This is a genomic window from Mesorhizobium sp. USDA 4132, from assembly GCF_056279545.1.
This window is the reverse complement of sequence record NZ_JBWCCP010000002.1, coordinates 1,012,369-1,035,454: the sequence shown is the minus strand read 5'-3', so window position 1 is coordinate 1,035,454 and position 23,086 is coordinate 1,012,369. Positions and strand designations below refer to the sequence as shown.

General features: G+C 58.2%; 20 protein-coding genes and 1 pseudogene. 14 read left to right on the top strand and 7 right to left on the bottom strand.

Annotation, left to right across the window (positions count from 1 at the left end; all coding sequences use genetic code 11):
- Window positions 1-169 precede the first annotated feature (169 nt).
- Complete coding sequence (locus tag ACZ9IU_RS27575; protein WP_040124726.1) at window positions 170-1,330, top strand: iron-containing alcohol dehydrogenase; 1,161 nt, start codon at window positions 170-172, stop codon at window positions 1,328-1,330.
- A 154-nt stretch (window positions 1,331-1,484) separates the two neighbouring features.
- Entirely contained in the window at window positions 1,485-1,940 is a 456-nt protein-coding gene (locus ACZ9IU_RS27570; RefSeq protein ID WP_040124194.1) for an RbsD/FucU family protein, read from the top strand.
- A gap of 399 nt (window positions 1,941-2,339) precedes the next feature.
- Here the strand turns inward: ACZ9IU_RS27570 and ACZ9IU_RS27565 are convergent.
- Both ACZ9IU_RS27565 and ACZ9IU_RS27560 read right to left on the bottom strand, forming a co-directional pair.
- A pseudogene (locus tag ACZ9IU_RS27565) lies at window positions 2,340-3,508 on the bottom strand (IS110 family RNA-guided transposase).
- The gene (locus tag ACZ9IU_RS27560) at window positions 3,459-3,758 is read right to left on the bottom strand and encodes a hypothetical protein (protein ID WP_080719336.1); all 300 of its coding nucleotides are present in this window, start codon (window positions 3,756-3,758) and stop codon (window positions 3,459-3,461) included. The pseudogene ACZ9IU_RS27565 and the gene ACZ9IU_RS27560 overlap by 50 nt, the downstream one beginning before the upstream one ends.
- Window positions 3,759-4,007: 249 nt before the next feature.
- Between ACZ9IU_RS27560 and ACZ9IU_RS27555 the strand changes: the two genes are divergently transcribed.
- The 9 genes from ACZ9IU_RS27555 to ACZ9IU_RS27515 all read left to right on the top strand — a co-directional run bounded on the left by ACZ9IU_RS27555 (window position 4,008) and on the right by ACZ9IU_RS27515 (window position 14,760).
- The gene (locus tag ACZ9IU_RS27555; protein WP_040124727.1) at window positions 4,008-4,316 is read left to right on the top strand and encodes a helix-turn-helix domain-containing protein; all 309 of its coding nucleotides are present in this window, start codon (window positions 4,008-4,010) and stop codon (window positions 4,314-4,316) included.
- Complete coding sequence (locus tag ACZ9IU_RS27550; protein ID WP_040124729.1) at window positions 4,309-5,559, top strand: type II toxin-antitoxin system HipA family toxin; 1,251 nt, start codon at window positions 4,309-4,311, stop codon at window positions 5,557-5,559. Before ACZ9IU_RS27555 ends, ACZ9IU_RS27550 begins: the two co-directional genes overlap by 8 nt.
- A gap of 600 nt (window positions 5,560-6,159) precedes the next feature.
- Window positions 6,160-7,710 (top strand): ABC transporter substrate-binding protein, encoded by a 1,551-nt coding sequence (locus ACZ9IU_RS27545; protein WP_040124730.1) that lies wholly within the window; start codon window positions 6,160-6,162, stop codon window positions 7,708-7,710.
- A 1-nt stretch (window position 7,711) separates the two neighbouring features.
- Window positions 7,712-8,659: an ABC transporter permease gene (locus ACZ9IU_RS27540; RefSeq protein WP_040124732.1), complete on the top strand. Its 948-nt coding sequence runs from the start codon at window positions 7,712-7,714 to the stop codon at window positions 8,657-8,659.
- 2 nt (window positions 8,660-8,661) lie between these two features.
- Window positions 8,662-9,525 (top strand): ABC transporter permease, encoded by an 864-nt coding sequence (locus tag ACZ9IU_RS27535; protein ID WP_040124734.1) that lies wholly within the window; start codon window positions 8,662-8,664, stop codon window positions 9,523-9,525.
- Window positions 9,522-11,579: a dipeptide ABC transporter ATP-binding protein gene (locus ACZ9IU_RS27530; RefSeq protein WP_040124742.1), complete on the top strand. Its 2,058-nt coding sequence runs from the start codon at window positions 9,522-9,524 to the stop codon at window positions 11,577-11,579. Before ACZ9IU_RS27535 ends, ACZ9IU_RS27530 begins: the two co-directional genes overlap by 4 nt.
- 8 nt (window positions 11,580-11,587) lie before the next feature.
- Complete coding sequence (locus ACZ9IU_RS27525; RefSeq protein WP_051900447.1) at window positions 11,588-12,238, top strand: TetR/AcrR family transcriptional regulator; 651 nt, start codon at window positions 11,588-11,590, stop codon at window positions 12,236-12,238.
- Entirely contained in the window at window positions 12,235-12,948 is a 714-nt protein-coding gene (locus tag ACZ9IU_RS27520) for an SUMF1/EgtB/PvdO family nonheme iron enzyme (RefSeq protein ID WP_040124743.1), read from the top strand. The genes ACZ9IU_RS27525 and ACZ9IU_RS27520 overlap by 4 nt, the downstream gene beginning before the upstream one ends.
- A 36-nt stretch (window positions 12,949-12,984) precedes the next feature.
- On the top strand, window positions 12,985-14,760 hold the full coding sequence (locus ACZ9IU_RS27515) for a sulfatase (RefSeq protein ID WP_498957821.1): 1,776 nt from the start codon (window positions 12,985-12,987) through the stop codon (window positions 14,758-14,760).
- Window positions 14,761-15,017: 257 nt separating this feature from the next.
- Here ACZ9IU_RS27515 and ACZ9IU_RS27510 read toward each other — a convergent pair whose 3' ends face one another.
- From ACZ9IU_RS27510 to ACZ9IU_RS27495, 4 genes are all read right to left on the bottom strand, one after another.
- On the bottom strand, window positions 15,018-16,604 hold the full coding sequence (locus tag ACZ9IU_RS27510; RefSeq protein ID WP_080719338.1) for an FAD-dependent oxidoreductase: 1,587 nt from the start codon (window positions 16,602-16,604) through the stop codon (window positions 15,018-15,020).
- A gap of 4 nt (window positions 16,605-16,608) precedes the next feature.
- Window positions 16,609-17,340, bottom strand: coding sequence for a GntR family transcriptional regulator (locus ACZ9IU_RS27505; RefSeq protein ID WP_051900455.1), 732 nt, complete (start codon window positions 17,338-17,340; stop codon window positions 16,609-16,611).
- Between the two features lie 84 nt (window positions 17,341-17,424).
- Complete coding sequence (locus ACZ9IU_RS27500) at window positions 17,425-18,081, bottom strand: amino acid ABC transporter permease (RefSeq protein WP_244447623.1); 657 nt, start codon at window positions 18,079-18,081, stop codon at window positions 17,425-17,427.
- A 5-nt stretch (window positions 18,082-18,086) separates the two neighbouring features.
- On the bottom strand, window positions 18,087-18,752 hold the full coding sequence (locus ACZ9IU_RS27495) for an amino acid ABC transporter permease (RefSeq protein ID WP_040124745.1): 666 nt from the start codon (window positions 18,750-18,752) through the stop codon (window positions 18,087-18,089).
- Between the two features lie 177 nt (window positions 18,753-18,929).
- On the opposite strand from ACZ9IU_RS27495, the gene ACZ9IU_RS27490 reads away from it, so the two are divergent.
- The 3 genes from ACZ9IU_RS27490 to ACZ9IU_RS27480 all read left to right on the top strand — a co-directional run bounded on the left by ACZ9IU_RS27490 (window position 18,930) and on the right by ACZ9IU_RS27480 (window position 21,520).
- On the top strand, window positions 18,930-19,691 hold the full coding sequence (locus tag ACZ9IU_RS27490; RefSeq protein WP_040124747.1) for an SDR family NAD(P)-dependent oxidoreductase: 762 nt from the start codon (window positions 18,930-18,932) through the stop codon (window positions 19,689-19,691).
- A gap of 72 nt (window positions 19,692-19,763) precedes the next feature.
- Complete coding sequence (locus ACZ9IU_RS27485; RefSeq protein WP_157885300.1) at window positions 19,764-20,666, top strand: substrate-binding periplasmic protein; 903 nt, start codon at window positions 19,764-19,766, stop codon at window positions 20,664-20,666.
- 53 nt (window positions 20,667-20,719) lie between these two features.
- Window positions 20,720-21,520 carry an amino acid ABC transporter ATP-binding protein gene (locus ACZ9IU_RS27480; protein ID WP_040124750.1) on the top strand — a complete coding sequence of 267 codons (801 nt, stop codon included), beginning with the start codon at window positions 20,720-20,722 and terminating at the stop codon, window positions 21,518-21,520.
- A 120-nt stretch (window positions 21,521-21,640) separates the two neighbouring features.
- On the opposite strand, the gene ACZ9IU_RS27475 is transcribed toward ACZ9IU_RS27480, so the two are convergent.
- Complete coding sequence (locus ACZ9IU_RS27475) at window positions 21,641-23,056, bottom strand: aldehyde dehydrogenase family protein (RefSeq protein WP_040124751.1); 1,416 nt, start codon at window positions 23,054-23,056, stop codon at window positions 21,641-21,643.
- Window positions 23,057-23,086: the final 30 nt, after the last annotated feature.

Below are 23,086 nucleotides of genomic sequence, written 5' to 3'. Positions count from 1 at the left end.
CCGTCACAGGCGTGCCTGACCCAATGTTGGGGAACACCGGTCGCAAGCATCGTTCTAATGGGTGCCGTTGCACTCGACTAGGTGCTCTGCTCAAACACTGCAAAGCCCGGCTATTGCCCGACAAGGTCCCGGACCGCGTCGTAGGCGCAAATCGGCAAGGGGAAAATGCATGAATCCGTTTGTCTTCAGTACAAGCGCACAGATCGTCTTTCGACCTGGTGCTGCATCTGCGATCGGCGATCTCGTAAAGCAGAAGCTCGGCCGCCGTATTCTCTTCGTGACAGACCCCGGATTGCGACAGCTTGGCCTTTGTGAACCTGCTCTTGCGTCTCTCACTGCCTCCGGCATCGAGACCACTGTGTTCGATGGAGTCGAAGCGGACCCATCGCTCGCGACCGTGATGGCTGCGGCAGGCGCCGCCAAGGCTGACAATGTCTCCGGGGTCATCGGCTTCGGCGGCGGTTCTTCACTTGACGTGGCCAAAGTCGTCGCATTGCTCTGCGGTTCAGGTGAGCCCCTCGACGAGGCGTGGGGCGTGGGGAATGCGAAGGGGCCGCGGCTGCCACTGGTTCTTGTTCCCACCACGGCTGGAACAGGATCGGAGGTCACCCCGGTTTCCATTATCACGGTCGGCGGCGACGAGAAGCGTGGCGTGTCGTCGTCCATCATCCTGCCCGACATCGCGATCCTCGATCCCGATCTGACCTTAAGCCTTCCCGCTCACATAACGGCCGCCACCGGCATCGACGCCATGGTTCATGCGATCGAGGCCTATGCGTCGAAGAGCGCGAACAACAATCCTCTTTCAAAGATGCTTGCGCGTCAGGCGCTGCAGCTTTTAGGCTCGAATATTGAGAAGGCGGTCTTGGACGGAAAGGATCGTGTCGCCCGCGGCGCAATGCTTCTCGGCTCTATGCTGGCTGGACAGGCCTTCGCGAACTCTCCTGTGGCGGCGGTTCATGCGTTGGCCTATCCGATCGGCGGGACCTTCCACATTCCCCACGGCCTTTCAAACGCGCTCGTGCTCCCGCACGTCCTGCAGTTCAATTCGCCGGACGCTGCATCGATATACGCGGAGATCGCAGCGGACGTTTTTCCGGAACTTGCTTCGGAACAGGGACACCAGCGACGATGCGCCGCTTTCATCGAAGGACTTGCCGGGTTGTCGCTTAAGCTCGGCCTTCAGCCGCGGCTGCGGGACGTGGGTATCGGAGAAGAGCACTTGGCCGGAATGGCGCGGGACGCCATGAAACAGACCCGACTTCTCGTCAACAACCCTCGCGAGATTGGCGAGGCTGACGCACTGTCGATATACAGGGCGGCCTGGTAGTGGCGGAGCGAACAGCTCCTCAACGGTCCAGCCCAAAAAGTTCCGAACGACTGCGATCATGCCGCTGGTCCTCGTCGGAATCTTTCTGGAGCCGCTATATCGTCAAGGGGCTGACGGCGGGCGCCGTCAAATAAATGGTATTGAGGAGGACATTTTGCTCAAGAATATTCATCCGGCGCTGAACGCCGACGTGCTGCACGCGCTTCGCTCCATGGGGCATGGCGACACGCTGGTCGTCTCCGACACCAACTTCCCGAGCGACAGCGTCGCCCGACAGACGGTCGTCGGCCGGCCGCTCAGCATTGCCAATCTCTCGGCTCGTGACGCGATCCGTGCCATTCTCTCGGTGCTGCCGCTCGACACGCCGCTCCAGAATTCTGCCGGTCGCATGGAAGTCATGGGCGCGCCGGGCGAAATTCCGACGGTGCAAAGCGAGGTGCAGGCGGAGATCGACCGAGCGGAAGGCAGGCATTCGCCCATGTACGGCATCGAGCGCTTCGCTTTCTACGATTTGGCCAAGAAGGCCTATTGCGTGATCTCGACCGGTGAAACCCGCTTTTATGGCTGCTTCCTGTTCACCAAGGGTGTCATCCCACCTGCAGGCGTGTGAGGTTTCGGCATGGGAACCGGAATTTCCATTCTCGGCATTTTCGTCTCCGACACGGCCTGTCTCCCGCCGAAGTGTCATCGGTTCGAATCCCTCACATCGGGATTTTTTGTCAATCAGTCATTCGAGTGGCATCGGATTTCTCCACTTTAGGCGGATCCACCGTCTGAGCCCATAGTCATTACCGGCCCGTTTGTAGGCCTGTACAACCTCACATTCGGTCGCCGTCCGTAGCGGCCGCACCATTATCCCGCTTTCGACGCGCACGGGCTCAGGAGAAGGGGCCAAACTCACGATCGGCGCTTGAGAGCCAAAAGGATTCCCGGTTCGTCCACCTGGATCCGTCAGGACTGATCAGGCCCTGAGGATTAGTTTTCTGATTAAGCGAGCTGCGTCTGCACTTCAGGCAGTTTTCATGATCGCACCTTCGATTACGACACCGGAGCTCACGTACTTCCAAAGTGCGACCAGTAATTTACGCGCCAGCGCCACGATCATAGGCGTTTTAAGGCGGCCGGCATTACGGTGCAATGCGCTCCTTGAACCATAACGTTAATGCCGATTTTGGTTGGTGCCGCAACCATAGCCAGGCAAGTTCGACCATTGTCGCTTGCAACCGCGGATTTCCCGCCTTCGAGACACTTTGCTCGCGATTGACGTTGCCGCTTTGCCACGGGGAGGGCGCTAGGCCCGCGTAAGAGGCAACTTGCCGCCGATTGTCGAAGTGTCTGAACAAACCTTCCGTGTAGAGTATCGTTGCGAACTCGAGACCAATTCCTCTGATCCCCAAAAGAGCAGTCGCTCTTGCCGGCGTTTCCGGCGCCTCGCGTACAGTCAAAGCATCTCGCTCTGCTTCCACGGCCTTGATTTGTGTGAGCAGCAATTCGAGACAGATCGAGTTCTGTGCAAATTTCGGCTTTGAGGTGTTTAGACAGAACCCTGCCGTCTCCAGTTCCAAGCTCTTCCAGACGCTGTCGACGATCTCGATTTACAGGCTCGTAATCTCGTACACCTTGGGCGAAGAGTAGACCTTTGATGCGATTGACGTGGAAGACACGTTCAGCAATCAGGGTTTTCCGCTCTCGCCCGAGCCTGCGGATGTCTTCCTCATCCGGCGTGAGCAGTTTGACCATCGAGCAGGCCTGCGGCTCGCCACGTTTCCATGCGATCAGAGCGCGGATCAGCGTTTCGCCGTCGATGCGATCCGTCTTTGCCCGGCGGTGGCGGCGGGGCATGGCAATGGATGCAGCCTCGACAATATGGCTCTCGATCCAGGCTTCCTTGCTGAGCACCCGCCCCAACCAAAAGCCATCAAGCCCGACCTCTTGATTGACCACCAGCGGATAAAGCATGTTCTTGCGCCGCTGACTTTTCTGGCGGAGCGCAGCAAAACACGAAAATAGGCCAGCGATGTCACCTCCGGTAATCGTATGGCGTGACATCTTCTCGCTTCCGGGCGACAACGCCGTCACCAGCCATGCCGATTTACTGAGTTCCAACGAGACGAAAATTGTTCCAAGATCAATGAGGGTAGCGGTCTGTGCTTGAGTTTGATCTGCTGTCATCGGCATGATTGGCCTCCAGAGAGTTTTCTAGCGACCTCACTCTGCCACGGTGCAGGCCGCTACTCACCCCTGATGGGATATCAAGGCGGCCATTCAGGATCGGTGGCGGCTTCCGGTAAATGATCAGGTTAATGAGATAGGGGCGGATATTTTCCAGCACCCGCTTCGGTGCGATCGGCGCAATGCGCAGCTCGCGGAATTCAGAGATCTTTCGTTGAAAATGACGTGATGAATTATCCAGTTTGGGCATGCTCATTCCTTTTCTCTCAGGCACCGGTGCCGAGGGCGAGCGGGAATAGGAGGGCTTTAACAAAGCATGTAGCGGAATATATAATTTAGCGGTCGTGCTCGACCCCGCAGCGCCCATAAACTCTTTCGGAAAAGGCATTGAACAGATCATATTTCATAATATGATCTGCAAATAGATCAATTGTCTTGACTTTTTTCAAGGAACGAAGATATGTAAACGTAACATTCAGTCCGCAGTGATAGGTTTAGAGATCAAATGGTTGGGTCAGAGGCTTTGCTTGCGATCGGCCGGCGGTTGAAGACGGCACGTAAAGACTTGGGACTCACTCAAGAGCAGGTTGCCGACCTGGCAGGCATATCCCGTCCTCGCTATCGTGAGATCGAGGCTGGAAGCGCCGCTGCTCGCACAACGACCTTGATCAACATTTCGCGGGCGCTCGGTCTTGAGCTGATGCTCATCCCGCACGCTATGGTCCCGGCGGTTGATGCCCTGCTGCAGCCCGATGGTGCTGAAGACGACCTTCCTGCGTTCGCGGTCAGCGCAGACGGCAATGCCAATGCCTGAGGCTCCTCTCAATCCAAGATCCATATCATCACTTGAAGTGCTGCTGAATGACCTGACGGTCGGCACGATCGTCAGAACGCCCGGCAATTTCAACGCGTTCAGCTTTGAGGAGAGCTATCGCGCGACGGGCGGCTTTCCTGTTTTGAGCTTGTCTTTCCGCGCGGTAAGCGGAGGTCTGCGCAAGGATCCCAAGCCTGTTGCTAGAGCGTTGCCGGCGTTCTTTGCCAATCTTCTTCCCGAGGACAAGCTGCGCGAGGCGATGGAAAAGCACCATACCGGCAGTGTTCGCGCCGGAAACGACTTTGATCTGCTGGTTGCACTCGGGTCGGATCTGCCGGGTGCCGTCCGCGTTATGCCAAGCGCAGGAACCGTTGCTCGCGTTGACGATCCATCACCTCTCAAATCGAAGGTCCGGTTTTCGCTCGCTGGTGTGCAGATGAAGCTTTCCGTCATCAAGAACACGGGCAAGGGTGGGGGGCTGACGCTGCCACTAGGCGATGAGCAGGGATCCTATATTGCCAAGTTTCCGTCGACGTCGTTTCCCGGTGTCTCGGAAAACGAATATGCCAATCTCGCTTTGGCCGAAGCGATCGGCATGGACGTGCCGGAACGCGAGCTTGTCGAGCAATCCGAATTCGAGGGCATTCCTGAGGAGTTCGAGACACTGTCGGACGGTAAAGTCCTGCTCGTCAAACGCTTTGATCGCGGCATCGACGGCGAGCGGATCCACATCGAGGACTTTGCTCAGGTATTTGGCATATATCCCTCACGCAAATACGAAGGTGCCGCCTATCACGATATCGCCGTTGCTCTCGGCATCGCCGTATCGTCGGCGGCGCAGATTGAATTTGTCCGCCGGCTGGCTTTGGCCGCCATCACGGGCAATGGCGACATGCATCTCAAGAACTGGTCTCTGATCTATCCTGGTGCGGGCGATAAACCCGAGCTAGCTCCTGTATATGATGTACTCTCGACCATTCCCTACATTCCGGCGGATGCCATGGCGCTGTCGCTCGCCGGCGAGCGTTCCTTCAGGGCGATGGACGCACAGCGATGGAAAGTCTTCGCCAATCGTGCACGTTTGCCTGAAGCTGCTGTTCTCAAAGCGGTGATCGAGACAGTTGACCGCGTCAACGAGCTTTGGTGGTCCCTGCCAGAGCGTGAGGTCGTTCCGGCAAAGGTTCTTGAGAGGATCGATGCTCATGTGAAGTTGATGATGCCGATCCTCAGCACGTGCGCGTAATAACTTGATAGTGTCGTCGGTCCGAGCCCGCACAAGGCTCCGTACTAGCCAGCACGCCAATTCTCCTGGCGTATTTCACTCGTTGCCAAAGCGCATCGTCGACGATCCCGAGCGACGGGACCTCCTGGATGACATGGAGCGCGGCGGAATTCCTTCGCGATAAAGCACGACGCGCTGAAGGCAAGCATTGTGACCGATCTCCCTGTTTTGAATAGCGGTCACCATGGTGGAGATTGTATATGGGATTCGGGGTTTTCATTCACAGCCCAGATTCGATCTACGACGACAGCCCGGCTGAACAATATCAGTTCCCGACCCAATATCCGTCCATTGGATGTTTGATCGAGGCCTCATCGGCTTGTCGGATGATCTCGAAATCTTGGCTTGGCGCCATGCAAACGATCGTGCATCCAGTTCGTTTTTCGCCCCCACCAAACTGGATATATTCTGAGGCCGCTGAAATGGGGCACATGGCGAGCTTGACAAACGGAGAAAACCCAGCGACGCTAAATCTAGCGAGCACTCGGTATAATTAGGCGCTTGATGACCGGAGGAGGCAGGCGCGTCGCGCCTGTTCGGTCGCACTCGGGAGGAAGATTGATGACCAACAGGATTTTGCCTGCAATTCGCCATGCCCGCCCCATCGGCGGGATGATTTTCTGGGCCGTTCTGGCCTTTGGTCTCTGTGCCGCCGTTCCGGCGAAAGCCCAAGATAGCAAGCCGGTTCGCGGGGGGGCGATCACTGTCTCGCAGACGGCGGATGCCCAGCCACGCAACATCCTGACACTGCGTGCCGGCAATTCGCCTTGGGTGAAGAACGTCTTCGAAACGCTGACCCAGACCGACCCCAAGACCTTCGAAGTCAAACCTCTGCTCGCCAAGTCCTGGAAAGTGGCCGCCGACGGACTCTCGATGGAAATCGTGCTGCGCGACGACGTGACCTTCCATACCGGCCGCAGGATGACGGCCGACGACGTGAAGTTCACGCTGGAGACCATGGCCCTGCCGGAAACCGCCGCCCAGGTCGGCTTCATCGCCAAGGAGTTCCAGAGCATCGACGTCACCAGTCCGACGACGCTGACGATCAAGTTCAAGAAGCCGCTCGCCAACATCTTTGACCTCTTCGAAGAGGCTAACGTCATCGACAAGGAAACCTATACCAAGCGCGAGGACGGCTCCCAGGTGATCGGAACCGGCCCGTTCAAGTTCGCCAAATGGACGCCGGGCGCCTCGATCATGCTGGAGCGCTATACCGGTTACCGCGACAGGAACCTGCCTTATCTCGACTCGATCGAATTCGCGATCATCACCGATAGCACCGCATCGGTTTCGGCGTTACGCAGCGGCCGTTCCGTCATGGCGACGGGACTTTCGCAGAACGACCTCGTCGAATTCGAGGGCAACCCGCAATACCAGTTCCTGAATTCAGGCGGGGCTATCTATCCGTTTGGCGTCAATGTTACCAAGGCGCCGTTCGATAAGAAGGAAGTGCGCCAGGCACTCGGTTATGCGATCGACCGCCAGCGTATCAACGAACAGGTATTTGGCGGTATCGGTACTCCGACCGATCTCTTCTGGGGTGTCGGCTCGCCGGGTTATGGTGAGGAGCAGGCGAACCGCTACAGCTATGATCCGACGAAGGCCAAGGCGCTGATCGAAAAGGCTGGCGCCACGGGTGCCAAGGTGCCAATCATCGTGCCCTCCATCCCGGCGAATCGGAGCATTTTCGAGATCGTTCAGAACAATCTCAAGGAAATCGGGCTTGCGCCGGAAGCAGTGGTCCTCGACGTTGCGGATTTCGACAAACGGCAGGTCGCCGGGGATCTCGGCCCCGCATTCCTGCTGATCCACGGCCAGGTCGGTTTCAGCACAGCGACGCTGCTTTCCTCGCTTCCCTCGCTCCGTCAGGGAAACCCGTCTGGCTTCTGGTCCGACCAGTATGTCACGCTGCGTAACGCGGTGACGGCGGCCAACTCGCCTGATGCAACCGACAAGGCAGTCAAGGCGCTCTCCGACTACATGCTCGATGAGGCCTTCAGCCTGTCGCTGTTGCAGACACCGGGCCAGACCATCCTCTCCGACACGCTAAAGGGCGTGAAGGCGACGCTCCGCTCGCAGATGCTCTACGGCGAAGCTTATCTGGCCGAGTGAGATGCTGACCTTCCTCCTCAAGAAACTCCCGTCGGTGGTGGTGGTGGCGATTGCGAGTTCTCTCATCGCCTTTATTCTGCCACGGATGGCGCCCGGCGATCCCGCCGTGGCACTGGCGGGATCGGATGCAAGCCCCGAACAGCTCGCCGCGGTGCGCGAACAGATCGGCCTCAACGGGCCGCTCCACGAGCAGTATTTCCATTGGATGTGGAACCTCCTGCATGGCGATCTCGGACGCTCATTTGCCATGCGCCGCCCGGTCTCGACGCTGATCATGAGCAGGCTGGAAAGCACGGTCGAGCTTGCGGCGCTGGCGCTGATGCTGATGATCATCATCGGCTTCACGCTCGGCATCCTGTCGGCAACGTTGCGCCATCAGTCCGCCAGGGCAGGGCTCGACATTCTCAACACCATCTGTCTGGCGACGCCGCCTTTCCTCACCGGTCTGCTGCTGATCCTGCTGCTCGGCATCGCCTTTCCGATCCTGCCCGTCAGCGGCGAGATCGGCCTGCTGCGCGACCCGTTGAAGGGGCTGCAATTCCTCATCCTGCCGGCCTTCGCACTCGCGTTGCCGCAGGCGGCGGTTGTCGCCAGGCTTTTGACCACAGCGATCAATTCGGTGCGCGGTGAAGACTTCATCGATCTTGCCAAGGCAAAGGGTGTGCCGCCGGGCCGGCTAATGCGCCGCCATCTTTTGCGCAACAGCCTCGGCCCGGCGATCGTCGCAATCGGGCTTCGGGCCGGCGAGCTCCTGGGCGGCGCGATCGTCATCGAGGCAATCTTTGCCCGGAACGGGCTTGGCCAGCTTGCGGTCTCCAGCGTCCAAAACCGTGACTATCTGGTGCTGCAGGCGCTGATCCTCGGGGCGGTTTTGGTTGCAGTGCTGATACAGCTTTTGTCCGAAATCACTATCGCGGCGCTCGATCCGCGCATCCGGCTGGAGAGTTGACCATGGCCGCACCGCAATCGAAATTGATCCATCGCCATTGGTTCAATCCGTCGATCGCCGGCTACATGCAGGCGTTCACCACGACGCGCGGCATTGTGGCGCTGACGGTGATCATTCTCATCTCGGCGCTTGCCTTTCTGGCTCCGTTTATCTTTCCTCTCGGCTACGACATCCAGTCCCGGGAATCGTTGCGGGCACCGTCGCTCGTGCATTTCTTCGGCACCGACGAACTCGGCCGCGATCTTTTTGTGCGCAGCATCTACGGGCTAAGGTCGGACCTGACGCTTGTTTATTGTGCGGTGCCTGTCAGCATGGTGGCAGGCACGCTGCTTGGGTTGATCGGGGCAGTTTCGCCAAGACTCGGCAATTTCGTGCAGCGTTGCCTCGATATCATCGTGGGCTTCCCGGGGCTCATCCTCGGCATCTGCGTCGTGCTGGTGCTCGGCGCCGGTTGGACGGCGCTGTTGGTGGCGATCGTCATTTCCGGTCTGCCAAGCTTCGGACGCCTTGCCCGCGCCACGCTGCTCGCCCAGCAACAGCGGGAATACGTCATCGCGGCTCGCACGCTGGGCGTCGGTAAATGGCAGATCATGGTCCGCCACATCTTGCCGAACGCCATCGACCCGATCATCGTACAAGGCGCCGTCTTTGTCGTTTCGGCGATCTTCATCGAGGCGGCGCTCAGCATCGTCGGGCTTGGATTGCAGCCGCCGGAACCGTCACTCGGAACGCTGCTCAACAACGGCATGCGTTATGTCAGCCGTGCGCCGACTTATGTGCTCGGTCCGACCGTCATCCTCATCCTCGTCGCGCTTGCCTTCAGCATGCTGGCCGACGCCTTGAACGATACGGTGAACCGCAAATGACCGACATTTCAGTCCAGTCCGTTGCGCCGCTGTTGAATGTCGAGGGCCTGTCCGCCTCCTTCGCCGGCCGGCATACGAATATCCGCATCACCGACAACGTCTCCTTCGAGGTGAAACCGCGACGGGTTCTCGGCATCGTCGGCGAATCCGGTTCCGGCAAGTCGGTCACCGTGCGTTCGGTCCTCGGCATGCTGCGCCATCCCGGCCGGATCGATACCGGCAAGGTAATGTTCAACGGCCGCGATCTCGTCGGTCTGCCGGAAACCGAGATGCGCAAGATCCGCGGCAAGGATATCGCCATGGTCTTCCAGGACCCGCAGGCGGCCCTGAACCCGGTGATGACCGTCGGTAAACAGATCGCCGAGGCGCTTGTCGTTCATGGCGCAGGCCGGGCAGCGGCGCGCGAACGGGCCTTCGAACTGCTGCGGCAGGTCGGCATTCCGGATGTGGAGCGCAATTTCGACCAGTATCCGCACCAGTTTTCCGGCGGCATGCGCCAGCGTGTGGTGATCGCCATCGCGCTCGCCAACAAGCCTTCGCTGCTGATCGCCGACGAACCGACCACGGCGCTCGATGTGACGATCCAAGCGCAGATCCTGCGGCTTCTCTGCGACCTGAAAGACGAGCTCGGCCTGTCGATCATCATGATCACCCACGACATGGGCGTGGTGGCAGAACTCTGCGACGATCTCGTCGTTATGTATGGTGGCCGAGTGGTGGAGCGCGGTACGGTAACCGATGTCTTCTCCGCGCCGCGCCATCCCTACACCGCGGCGCTGCTGCATTCCGTGCCGCGCATCGACAGCGATACCGGCAGCCAGTTGCGCGCCATCCCCGGTTCGCCGCCGGCGCCAGCGCGGCTGCCATCCGGCTGCGCCTTCCATCCGCGCTGCCGCTTCGCGGTCGAGCGATGCCGCGCGGACGTGCCGAAGCTGGAGGTGCTAGTGCCCGGTCATTCCGCCGCCTGCTGGGTGAGCGCGGCCACTGGCATGCCTGTCGTGCCGGAAGAAGACGATCTTGTGCGCAAGGCCCGGCGGACTCTTTCGGTCGAGCCTGTCCTGCGGATCGAGAACCTCAGGACGGACGTCAACCGCGGTTCGGGGTCGTTCTTTTCCAAGGCCAAGCCGATCTTTGCGGTGGACGGCGTATCGCTCGAAATCCGGCCCGGAGAAACGCTCGGTCTTGTCGGTGAATCCGGCTGCGGCAAGTCCACGCTGTCGCGCACCATCGTCGGCATCAATCCGGTCGCCGAGGGCCGGATCACGGTCGCCGGCCGCGATGTCAGTGCGATGGATCAGGAGGATCGCGACACGATCACCAGAACCATCCAATATGTCTTCCAGGACCCATTCGCCTCGCTCAATCCGCGCCGCAGCATCGCCCAGTCGCTCGGTGAAGCGCTGGGCGTCGCCGGCATCCGCGGCGAGAAGGCGCGGCAGCGCTCGGTGGAATTGCTGCTGCGGGTCGGGCTGAACGAGGATTTCCTCGAACGTTACCCTTACGAGCTTTCCGGCGGCCAGCGCCAGCGCGTCGGCATTGCACGAGCGCTCGCCACCGAGCCGAAGCTTCTGATCTGCGACGAGCCGGTCTCGGCGCTCGACGTCTCGATCCAGGCGCAGATCATCAACCTCCTGGAGGAACTGCGCGACGAACTCGGGCTCGGTTACCTGTTCATCGCCCACGACCTTTCGGTGGTGCGCCACATCAGCGATAATGTCGCGGTGATGTATCTTGGCAAGATCGTCGAGCTTGGCACGGCCGAACAGGTCTACGGCTCTCCGCAGCATCCCTATACGGCGGCGCTGATTTCCTCGACGCCGGAACCGGTGCTCGACGCGCCGCAGGAGAAGATCGTACTTGCCGGCGATATGCCGAGCCCCGCCAATCCGCCGAGCGGCTGCCGTTTCCGCACCCGCTGTCCGATTGGGCCGGAGTATTTTCCGGAGCGGGAAATCTGTTCCACCAGTTCGCCAAGCCTCCAGGAAACTGGTACCGGACAGAAGGCTGCCTGTCATTTTGTGGGCACGCCTTTGCAGATCCGGACGGGGAGATGAGGTCGAGCATGGAGAAGAAAGAGACGCGCAGAAGTCCAAAGGGAGACAGCAGGCGGCGGGCGATCCTGGATTCGGCGCTGCGGCTTTTCTCCGAACGCGGCTTCAACTCCGCCAGCATTGCCGATATTGCCGCCGACGTCGGCATGACGCAGGCCGGCATGCTGCATCATTTTCCGTCGAAGGCCGCATTGCTTCTGGCAGTGCTGCAGGAGCGCGAGGAGCGAAACCAGAAGGCCAAATCGGAGAGTTTAGAGCGTGGTTTCGACTATTTAAGCACATTTCTACGCACGCTTCATACCAACGAACGAACACCAATTCTTGTACAGCTTTTTGCGATTCTTTCCGCCGAAAGCATCGTTCAGGATCATCCGGCCCACGACTGGTTTGTCGAGCGGTATCGAGAGGTGGCGGCCTCCATGACCAGTGAGCTAGCGGCGGTTTTCGATCAGAGTAAGCTTCCAGCCGGAATGACCCTCGAAACACTCGCCCGCTGGATTATCGCGGTAGCCGATGGCGTGCGGCTCCAGTGGCTTCTGGATCCGACGGCTGTCAGCCGCGAGACGTCAATGATCCAGTTCTTCACCATCCTCCGCCCCTATATGCGAGACCCGGATATGCACATTTCGCTCGACGAACCGAGCCGAGAAAAACGCCGATGACCGACGCGGTTCCCGCTGGAAATGCCCGCTGCTGCTCCACTTCGCGCGAGCGGGAAGGGGAGGCCATGCCGGCCGAGGCAAACCCGCAGACTTCCGGCGCACGCCCGATTCACCGGGAAGCGTCGCTGCCCGGCGGTACTTTCCTGATGGGCGATCATTTCGGTGAAGGTTATGCGCCGGATGGCGAGGCGCCCGTTCACGAGGTGTCGCTCGGCCCGTTCGCCATGGACACGACATGCGTGACGGTCGCGCAGTTTTCGGCCTTCGCAAAGGCGAGGGGATATCGGAAGGAGGCGGAGCGCTACGGCGATTCGAGCGTTTTCCGCCTCGCCGTCGCAGCCGACCGACCTGATATTCTCGGATATCACGACACGCCCTGGTGGCTCACCGTGTGGGGTGCGGACTGGCGCCATCCGTTCGGGCCGCTGTCCGGTATCGAGGGCCTGATGGATCACCCGGTCGTGCATGTCAGCCATGCCGATGCGCTTGCCTATTGCGAATGGGCCGGGCGCCGTCTGCCGACCGAAGCGGAGTGGGAATATGCCGCTAGAGGCGGTCTCGCGGGCAAACGGTTCCCCTGGGGCGGCGGCTCCTATCTCTGTCACGCCTCCTACTGCCACCGTTACCGGGTGGCGGCGCGCAGTTCCAGTACGCCGGGCTCCTCAAACTGCAATCTCGGCTTTCGAACCGTTTCCCGCCGATTTTCATAGCGCATAAGGACAGGACGTACCGATTTGAAAGCGATCATGATCATGTTCGACACCCTCAATCGCCGGTTTCTGCCTGCCTATGGTGCCGACTGGAATCACCTTCCCAATTTCCGCCGCCTGCAGGAGCGCACTGTCACCTTCGACAATTGTTATGGCGGCAGCATGCCCTGCATGCCGGCCCGCCGCGAACTCCATACCGGCCGATACAATTTCCTGCACCGCTCCTGGGGGCCGCTGGAGCCCTTCGACGATTCGATGCCGGAAATGCTGCGAACCAGCGGGGTCTATACCCATCTCGTCACCGATCATCAGCATTATTGGGAGGATGGCGGCGCCACCTATCACAATCGCTACAGCAGCTACGAATTCTGCCGCGGCCAGGAAGGCGATCGTTGGAAAGGCCATGTCGGCGAGCCGCTGATCCCTGCGACCGCAAGCTGGCGGTCCGGCAGTCTCTGGCGGCAGGACTGGGTAAACCGCCAGTACATGACCGACATCGCCGATCATCCGCAGACGAAGACCTTCGATGCGGGCGTCGAGTTCATCAAGGCTAATCACGCCGAGGATCGCTGGTTCCTGCAGGTTGAATGTTTCGATCCGCACGAACCCTTCTTCAGCTACGACCGCCACAAGGAACGGTATCCGCACGACTACGACGGCCCGCATTTCGACTGGCCGGACTACCGGGCCGTGACCGAAAAGCCGGGGGAAGTCGAACATGCGCGGATGGAATATGCAGCGCTGCTCAGCATGTGCGACGACAGCCTCGGCCGCGTGCTGGATGCGATGGACGAATATGGACTGTGGGACGATACGATGCTGATCGTCTGCACCGACCACGGACTGCTGCTCGGCGAGCGCGGGTGGTGGGGCAAGAACGTGCAGCCCTGGTATGAGGAAAACATCCACACGCCGCTGTTCGTCTGGGATCCGCGCCTGCATGTTAAGGACGAGCGGCGTTCGAGCCTGGTCCAGACGATCGATTTCGGTCCGACGCTTCTCGATTTCTTCGGGGTAACCCCGACGGAGGATATGCAGGGTAGGCCTCTGTCCGGCGTCATTTCTACCGACGAGCAGGTCCGTGAAGCCGGCCTGTTCGGCAGTCATGGCGGGCATGTCTGCATTACCGACGGGCGTTACGTCTATATGCGGGCCTGCGTGACCCCCGAAAACCAGCCGCTCGAGCAATATACGCTGATGCCGACCCATATGGACCACCGCTTCGCACCGGGCGAACTCAAGGATATCTCGCTTGCCGGACCGTTTCCCTTCACCAAGCAGGTGCAGGTCATGCGGCTTCCGGCCAAGGCGCTTGGCAATCCGTATATATTTGGAACGCTGCTCTTCGATCTCCAAACCGATCCCGAACAACAGAAACCTCTTCGCGATGAAGAGGTCGAAACGCGCATGGCGAACCTCCTCGTCGCAGCCATGCGCGCCAATCACACGCCGGCCTCGCAGTTCGAACGACTTGGCCTGCCCCTGGTGGGCGCCGTCGGTCCCGAGCATCTGCTGATCGACCGGCAATGGGCGCAGGTCAAGAATGGCGAGCGGCTGTCACAGCGCAACGATGACAGTTCAAGCTACCACCGTTGCGTCAGATTAACGCTAAACGAGGTTGTTAAGGACGCCCGGCTCTCGGCGGCGTTCAGGACGATTTTCGGATTGGATTTGTCATCTACAGTGCTCGATCGTTTCGGCCATCTGACCCCATGGCAGCTTTCGTTCTTGATGCCGAACGTCACTTCAGACATGCTCCGTGTTTTTGATGCCATCCCTGCCGAATGGTCGAGCGCTGGAGCTTTGCCATGATTGTTCCTGTTTGAGTCTTTGTGTCGCTTGGCGGCTAATCGTGAGAATGCGCCCGTTCGAGTGGTTCTTGGCATTTAATTTGAGATGTGCCGCCCGGGTTCCGCAGTGACCAATCCGTGGCCCGGTCGCATGATCGCGCCGATGCGCTGGGCAGGCACGGGATGCCAGCCTCGACACCATTTTTGATGGCAGGCTGGTGTCGGTCCACCCTTACCCAACTCCGGGACTTGAGGATTGAATGTTCCAAAACGGATTAATCATCGCCGCTGATTGGCGCTGATTTCCAAACCGACAATGTATGCCGCCGTTAGAATCGGACCGAGCGAGCCACCGTGGCCGGGATATCCTTTTCCGAATATACTTGCTGCAACATTCCCGCACGCAAAAAGTCCTTCAATCGCGGATCCGTCATCACGAACGACGCTACCGCGAGATTTCGTCTTCAACCCGCCCTTTGTGCCATTGTTTCCTGGTAGAACTTCAACTGCGTAGAGGGGAGCAACATCGAGCTTCCCCAGGCATGGATTTGGGGCGTGGCCAGAATCTCCATAATAAAGACCATGAACGTCCTCACCGCGTGCGAAATCTGGATCATGGCCCTCGCGAGCATACTGATTGAATCGTTCGACTGTTGCGGTTAGGCCTTCAACCGAAACGCCAAGCTTCTGAGCGAGTTCGGCCACCGAACCCGCACTGATCATCCATTCCGGTGCGGTTTGTTGCGGGGAAACGGACGCGACGGGATAACGCGACTTGAAGGCGTCATCGAAAATAAGCCAGGCAGGCCTGTTTGGGTAAGAAAACGAGCCGGGATCAAAAGCGTTGAACGCCATACCGAGGTCATTGTATGAGCTCGCTTCGTTCACGAAACGCTCGCCCTTCCGGTTGACCATAATGGAGCCTGGCAATGCCAGTTCACGCACCATGTTGCGTGTTAGTGGTTCTCCATCTAGGGCATCCCCCGGAATTCGATATGCAGCGGTCCACCATGCTTCAGTCATATTGGCCACTGCCGCGCCGGCCCGAAGACCAAACCGCAGGCCGTCTCCCTCATTACCAGGCGGTGTGGTCGGTGCACTTGAAAATCCAGGCAGGTAAGCCGAGACGAGGGACGAATTCCACTCGAACCCGCCTGTGGAGAGGACAACACCCAGCCGGGCAGATGTTGAACCCGAAACGGTTTCGACTCCTAGACAGCGCTCTCCGTCGAACGATAAACCCGCGGCGGCTTCATTAAGGTGAAATTGAACACCACGTTTGGCGCATGCCTGCGCAAGTCCGGCGACCAGGGCTGCTCCTTGCGTGCGCATTCGACGCTTCTGACGGTCTTCGATGATCTCTGATGGCAGACCTTTGCGGCTCTCGGACGATGTCACCGGCTGACGCAAGTGCGAAGACCGAAGCGTCTGAAATAGAGTCTCGTCCATTGCTGGCGCGAAAGGTAGCGGTTCGACCGATCGGCCGGAACGTGCGCCGGGCCAGCCGGGATGGTAGTCCGGGCGATCTACACTGAAGAAGCGCAGCTCCGAGTGTTTCTCCAGAAACAACAACATTTCAGGCCCGGTTTTTAGAAAATCGACCAGAAGGCTCTTGTCGATCTCGCCAAGGGTCAGTCGCGTCAGATAGGTGATACCGTCTGTCTCCAGGTCCTCAAAACCGGACTTTTGCATCACGTGGTTTTTTGGAATCCAGATGCCACCACCGGAAATCGCGGTGGTGCCACCGATTAGATGGGACTTTTCGAAAACACCGACTGACAGGCCCTGAATTGCAGCTGAAAGCGCCGTGAGTAGACCTGCACCACCGCTACCAAGGACGACAACATCATATTCCGACGGTTGCATATGACTATCCCTGCGATCTGCTTACTCGCCGATCATGGTTGTTGACCAGATTGCGGTGCGTTTCTGTGGTGAGCAGAATGATATTCGTGCGAACATGCGCTTCGATCTCGGCGGGAGATTTTTTGGCGATATAGGCCGCAATGATCCACTCGTGCCCTTGAAGCGTCGATTTCCCGCTATCCTTTCCAAGAGTATGCAAGATGGTCGCTTCCGTCCGAGGCTGGATGAAGCGATTGATCATCGCAATTCGCGATCTCAATTGCGCGATCTGCTCGACGATTGTTTCGTTCGGGCACCTCCGATTTATCACGGAGTGGAAGTCCAGGTTGCCCTGAGTCCATCCCGAAAGGTCGAAGGAAGCCAGCGCCTGTTCCATGCCCTCGTTGATTTTCTGAAGCTGCTTGATATCGCTGGCAGTAATCCTCGGCGCGGCGGCGCCGGTTACGTAGCCCTCAAGCAATGCCAGAAGTTCCATCTGCTCAGCCCAGAGATCCGGATCGGCTCCAGCCACGATTGCGCCAGAGTTTTTGCTGAATATGATCAGGCCTTCTGCTTCCAACCGACGGATCGCCTCGCGCACCGGTACAGGGCTGATCGATAGCTCCTTCGCGAGTGTGTCAATTACAAGCCGCTGTTTGGGTGCATAGAGGCCGCGATCTATCCCAGCCTTGAGATAATCGTAAGCAAGTTGCTGTTTGCTTCTAGCTTCTGTGACGGGTGCCACCACCTTTGCCATGCGTCACTCTCCAACGGTGATCAAATTGAAAATCAGATTTGATTTCCTTTTCGACCTAATGACTTCGGGTGGTTTCGGCAAGTGCTAGTGCTTCCAGGCCAGTCGCTGCTCAAGGCTCATACTCAACCGCGACAGGACGAAGACAATCAGGATGAAGATCACCCCAACCGCCGTCAGATACTCGAACTGCTTGTAGGTGATCGATGCCTGGGCATTCGCCACATAGAGGATGTCTTTGACACCAATCACGCCCACGATCGCGGAATCCTTCAAGATGACGATGAATTGGTTCAGAAGGAGTGGAATTGCAGTCCGTAGCGCCTGCGGCCAGATAATGATCGAGTTTGTTTTCCAGGGTGACAGACCCATTGCGGCGGCCGCTTCCCATTGCCCGCCATCAATGGTGAGCAACACGGACCGATAGATTTCTGCAACGTAAGCGGTATTCAGAAGTGTCAAGGATATGATAGCGGCTGTGATCGGATCCATTTTCCAGCCTGTTGCTCCGGCGAGGGCAAAATAGACGAGCAGAACGTAAACATATGGCGATAGCGAGCGGAAGACCTGGATGTAGAGAAACCCCATCGCTCGGATGGCAGCAGATTTGCTCCTGAGAAGGGATATCACTAGCCCTCCGAAGACCATTGAGAGTGCGAGCGAGACGATTGCGATCAGGAATGTGTAACGAAGCCCGTAGAGCATGTCGGGCAGGTGGTTGAGGACAACGTACCAGCTATTCATGAACTTCAAGCCTCTTTGCCGTCATTGAGACGGTCTTCGACGACTTTGACCAGCAAAGATAAAACCAGCATCGTCGCGATGAGTAGGACGGCGACCGAGATATAGGCTTCGAACGGCCTATATTGGTTGAGACTGATGTCCTGGGCCGTGAAGACGAGTTCCGGGACAGCGACCACTGCCGCGTAAGTCGCCGCTTTGAAGCAGATCACGAAGACGTTCAACAGGGGCGGGATCACGACCCGAATGACCTGTGGAAAAAGGATAGTGCGATTGATCCGGAGGTCGGAAAGACCGAGTGCCTTGCCGGCTTCAATCTGACCGACGTCAATCGAATTATAACCGGTCCTGAAAATCTCGGAAGCAAATGCCGAGCTCATGATGGCGATGGCGATGATGATCGCCTGCGGCCCGGTCAAGGCCAGGCCGAACTTTGTTGCAAGTCCAAAGTAGATCCACAAAAGCAACAGATACATCGGCAGGCCCCGAACGATCTGCACGTACGTATAAGACACTGCGCGGGCGATTTTCGAGCGGGAGGCCGAGCCAAGATAGGAGATAAACCCGATAACACAGCCGAGCGCGAATCCCGCGAATGCGAAATAGAGATCATACCCTAATCCCCATAGGAACCGGGGCCATTGCGTCAGGATGATCGAGAAATCGAGGTTCATGACGTTCCCTTTTCTTTACTCGGCTTCTTCTCCGGTACTGACTCAATCGATAAACCCGAGCGCCAGCTTCGTCAACATCATATATGATTTCATATTGCAAGACAGATAGATTCAAGTCATAGATGTCAAAAAGCGGTCCCAAGCGGTCGCGAAAAAGCAAATAATGGAAAGTCAGACATGCGGTTTTCAGGAAAAACGGTCCTCGTAACGGGGGTCGCAAGTGGGCTCGGGCGCGCCGTTGCGCAGGCACTGGCGAATGAAGGTGCGAGGCTTGTTCTCGTTGATCGCGCAAAAGATCAGCTGGAAAACTTGGTGCTGCTTCTACGCGGAGAGGGAGCGGACGTCGTCGAACTCGTTGGCGATGTTTCACAGGAGGAAACCTCACAGCAAGCAGTCGAACTGGCCCGGTCACGCTTCTCATCCCTGGACATCTTGATCAACAATGCCGGTATCAACCCTACAGGCACAATTTCGCAGACCGATCCCGCGATGTGGCAGCAGGCTTTGGACGTGAACCTAAAGTCGGCTTATCTCTTCTGCAGGCAAGCGATCCCGCACATGGTGGAGGCGGGCAAGGGTGTGATCGTCAACACGGCCTCTATCGCGGGTCAGCGGGCCTCGACAGCCGAGGCGGTATACGGCGTCTCGAAGGCCGGGTTGATCATGCTGACGCGTACCATCGCCCGGGACTACGGAGCAAAAGGGATTCGCGCAAATGCGATCTGCCCCGGCGTCCTTGAAAGTGTCATGGCAGACAGATTGACCCGAATGTCGGCCGAACAGGTCGCAGCTCGTGACCAGCGCTTTGCGCCGACGGTCCCTCTCGGTCGCCTTGGGACATACGAAGAAATCGCCAAAGCCACGCTATTCTTGGCGAGTGATGATGCCAGCTACGTGAATGGTGCGCAGCTGACAGTCGATGGCGGTCTTACCGCTTAGCAAAAGCTGTACCCCACGGATCGTGGGTTCCAGGCCGAAAATTTCATCGTGGAAACAACAAGGGGAATGCTCATGGATACGAAGCAAGATAATGGAATGCAGGCAAAGCGCCGTTCACTACTGACAGCAGGTTTGTTCGTGGGCGGCGCAGCTGCTGTTGCACTCGGTGCAACGACACCGGCCGCCGCGCAGGATGCCGCGAAGGAATCCGTCCTGGACAAAGCGATCCGCACCAAAAAAATCGTGGTCGCGGCGAGCCTCAAATATCCGCCAAACCTGTACATCAACGACAAGGGTGAGCCGGACGGCTACGAGATCGCTCTCATCCGTCGAATGATGAAAGATGTCTCGCCTGATATCCAGGTAGAATTCGCAGACATGGATTTCGGTCAGATGTTTGCAGCCGTCGAATCCGGCCGTGCCGATATCATGACAACGGGAACGATCTTGCCATCACGTTCGCTACGTGGCTGGTTTGCCGGCTGTGCCGTGACGTTTCAACCGGTCTACGTCGTTGGACGCGACGCGTCAGACTTGACTTTCGAACAGATGAACTCGCCGGAGTTCAAGTTCGCCGCTCTTCAGGGAAGCTCGCAGGAAGCGAAGATCCGGGCGCTCTACCCGAAGGCAAACGTCTCGGTATTCCCTGACCAGACGGGCGCCATCGGTCAGGTCATGTCAGGACGTGCGAACGCAACCTTGCAGTCGCTGTTCACGATCGTGAACACCAAGAAACAGGGTGTCGCGCTTCAGATAATCGGCAAGGAACCGGCTTATGTCGATCACAACACCTTCTTCATGCCGACGGGAGACATGAAGATGTACATGTTCGTGACCAACTGGTTGCTTTTCAATGCAGCAGGCGGAATCCTCAACTCCGTATTCCGCGAGTATGTCGGCAAAGATGCGATCGCCGCAGGCCTTCCTTACCTTGCGGTTGGTCCGGGCGGCAGCCCTCTCAAAGTGGACGCGTGAGATTCGTGTCGGGGCGGCCGAGTGGCTGCCCCGCTTCTTCGAGGGAGCGGAACATGGAAAATTCAGAAGAAAGAAAAACAGTCATCTCACTGCGGAATGCGAGCAAGTGGTTCCCCAGTCGCGACCTTCCCAATGTGAGGGGGCTGAATTCGGTATCGCTTGACGTTCTTGAAGGCGATGTCGTCGTCTTGCTCGGACCAAGTGGCTCAGGCAAAAGCACACTTTTGAGGTGTTTGAACCTGCTCAATATTCCCGACGAGGGACAACTACGGGTCGGCTCTGTAGAATGGGATGCCAAAGCCTATTTTTCGGCACGCTCACGAGAGCGCCGTTACAGCCGTGATTTTCAGCGGCTTCGTCGCGAGACGGGCATGGTCTTTCAGCACTTCAATCTCTTCCCGCACATGACCGTTTTAGAGAACGTGATGTGTGGGTTGGTCCACAGCAAGGGCATGTCGAAAGACGAAGCGCGTGAAATTGCGCGCGAGGAGATCGTAAAAGTCGGTCTGGCCGACAGAGAAGGACATTACCCCGGGCAACTGTCGGGCGGTCAAAAGCAGCGGGTTGCCATTGCCCGCGCCATCGCCACCAAACCGCTGGCGATGTTGTTCGACGAACCCACGTCAGCCCTTGATCCCGAGCTGCGAGGAAGCGTTTTGGCGGTGATGCAAGATCTCGCCAAGGAAGGTATGACCATGGTCGTGGTCACGCACGAGATGGGTTTTGCGCGGGCAGTCGGCAACCACATCGTGTTCCTCGAAAGCGGTGAAATCATCGAGGAGGGGCTTTCGAACGATTTCCTCGACAACCCAAAGACCGAACGTGCTCAACGGTTCCTATCTGAGATCGCTTGAAGTCTTAGGGCGCGCACGGTCACTCTGTCGATAGAATTCGGAGCCTTCGATCCCGGAACGACATAAGAAAAGGGACGCCGGCGAACCCGGCGTCCCTTTCTTTTCTCGCGCTCCAGGCTCTTACTGAAAAATGACCTGGATCGTCGTGTATTCCACCAGGCCCTCTTCAGCAAATTCTACGCCCAGACCGGAACCCTTCACGCCACCGAACGGCACGTTCGGCTGGATAGCTCCGTGCTTGTTGATCCATACGGATCCACATTCCAGCTGGCTTGCCACTTTCTTTGCTTTCGCAAGGTCTCTGCCCCAGACGGAACCACCAAGACCGTTCGGGTTGTCATTCGCGCGCCTGATGACTTCGTCGAGATCAGAATACTTGATGATCGGGAGAGCCGGCCCAAACTGTTCCTCGTCCACTAGACGATCGCCGTTATTAAGGTCCGCGACCAGCGTCACGGGATAGAAATTCCCAGGAGCGTTGTCGTCAGAATCCCCTCCAATGAGAATGCGCCCGCCACGCCGCTTCGCATCTTCCACCAGATCTTTGACCTTCTGGTACTGCATGCGGTTCTGGACCGGACCCAGGACACTATCTTCCGAAAGTCCATCACCGACTTTGACTGTCGCTGCAAAGCTTGTCAGCTCACGGCAAACGTCTTCGTAGATGTCCTCGTGAACATAAAGTCTCTTCAATGCCGCACAGGTTTGCCCGCCATTGATGAAAGCGCCCCAGAACAGTCCCTCGGCAATCTGGCGGGGATCGCAATCGGGCAGGACAATGCCGGCATCATTACCACCGAGTTCAAGAGTCAGGCGTTTCAATGTCGCCGCAGCGCCTGCCATGATTTTTTTGCCGGTCTCGGTCGAGCCCGTGAAAACGATCTTGGCAATACCAGGGTGGGAGGACATTGCGGCCCCGATGTCGTTTTCACCCGTCACACAATTCAACACACCTGCCGGCAGAACTGTGTTGAGCAGTTCGATCATCCGGATGGTGGACAGCGGGGTGAGCGGGGAGGGCTTGATCACAACAGTGTTCCCGGTTCGTATGGCCGGTACAATGTGCCAGATCGCAATCATCAACGGCCAGTTCCAGGGCGTAATTGATCCTACAACGCCCACCGGTTTGCGGTGCAGTTCCACCCGGCCCTGATTGTCATCCTGCAAAACCTTGACCGGCAGCTCCAGACCGGCAGTGTATCGCGCCCAAGCTTCGACCCCTCCGAGCTCATACCGGGAGCCCATCCCATTCAGGGGTTTTCCCTGTTCCAAGGTGAGAAGCTGGGCCAGCTCCTCCGCATGATCGCGCAAGGTGTCAGCGATTGCGACACAGGCCTTCTGGCGCGTCGCGTCGTCAGCTTTGCTCCACTTTTCGTAAGCTGTTTGCGCCGCGGAAACCGCCTGGTCCAACTGGGCCACGGTTGCCTTTGGCGCTGCCCCCACGACTTGACCATCTGAGGGATTTAGCACGTCGAATGTTCCTTCAGTTGCGATCGACTGGCCGTCGATGACAAGCCTGTATTGCTGGTTCACCATGGGAAAACTCCTCCTATTTCCGTCGCTGAA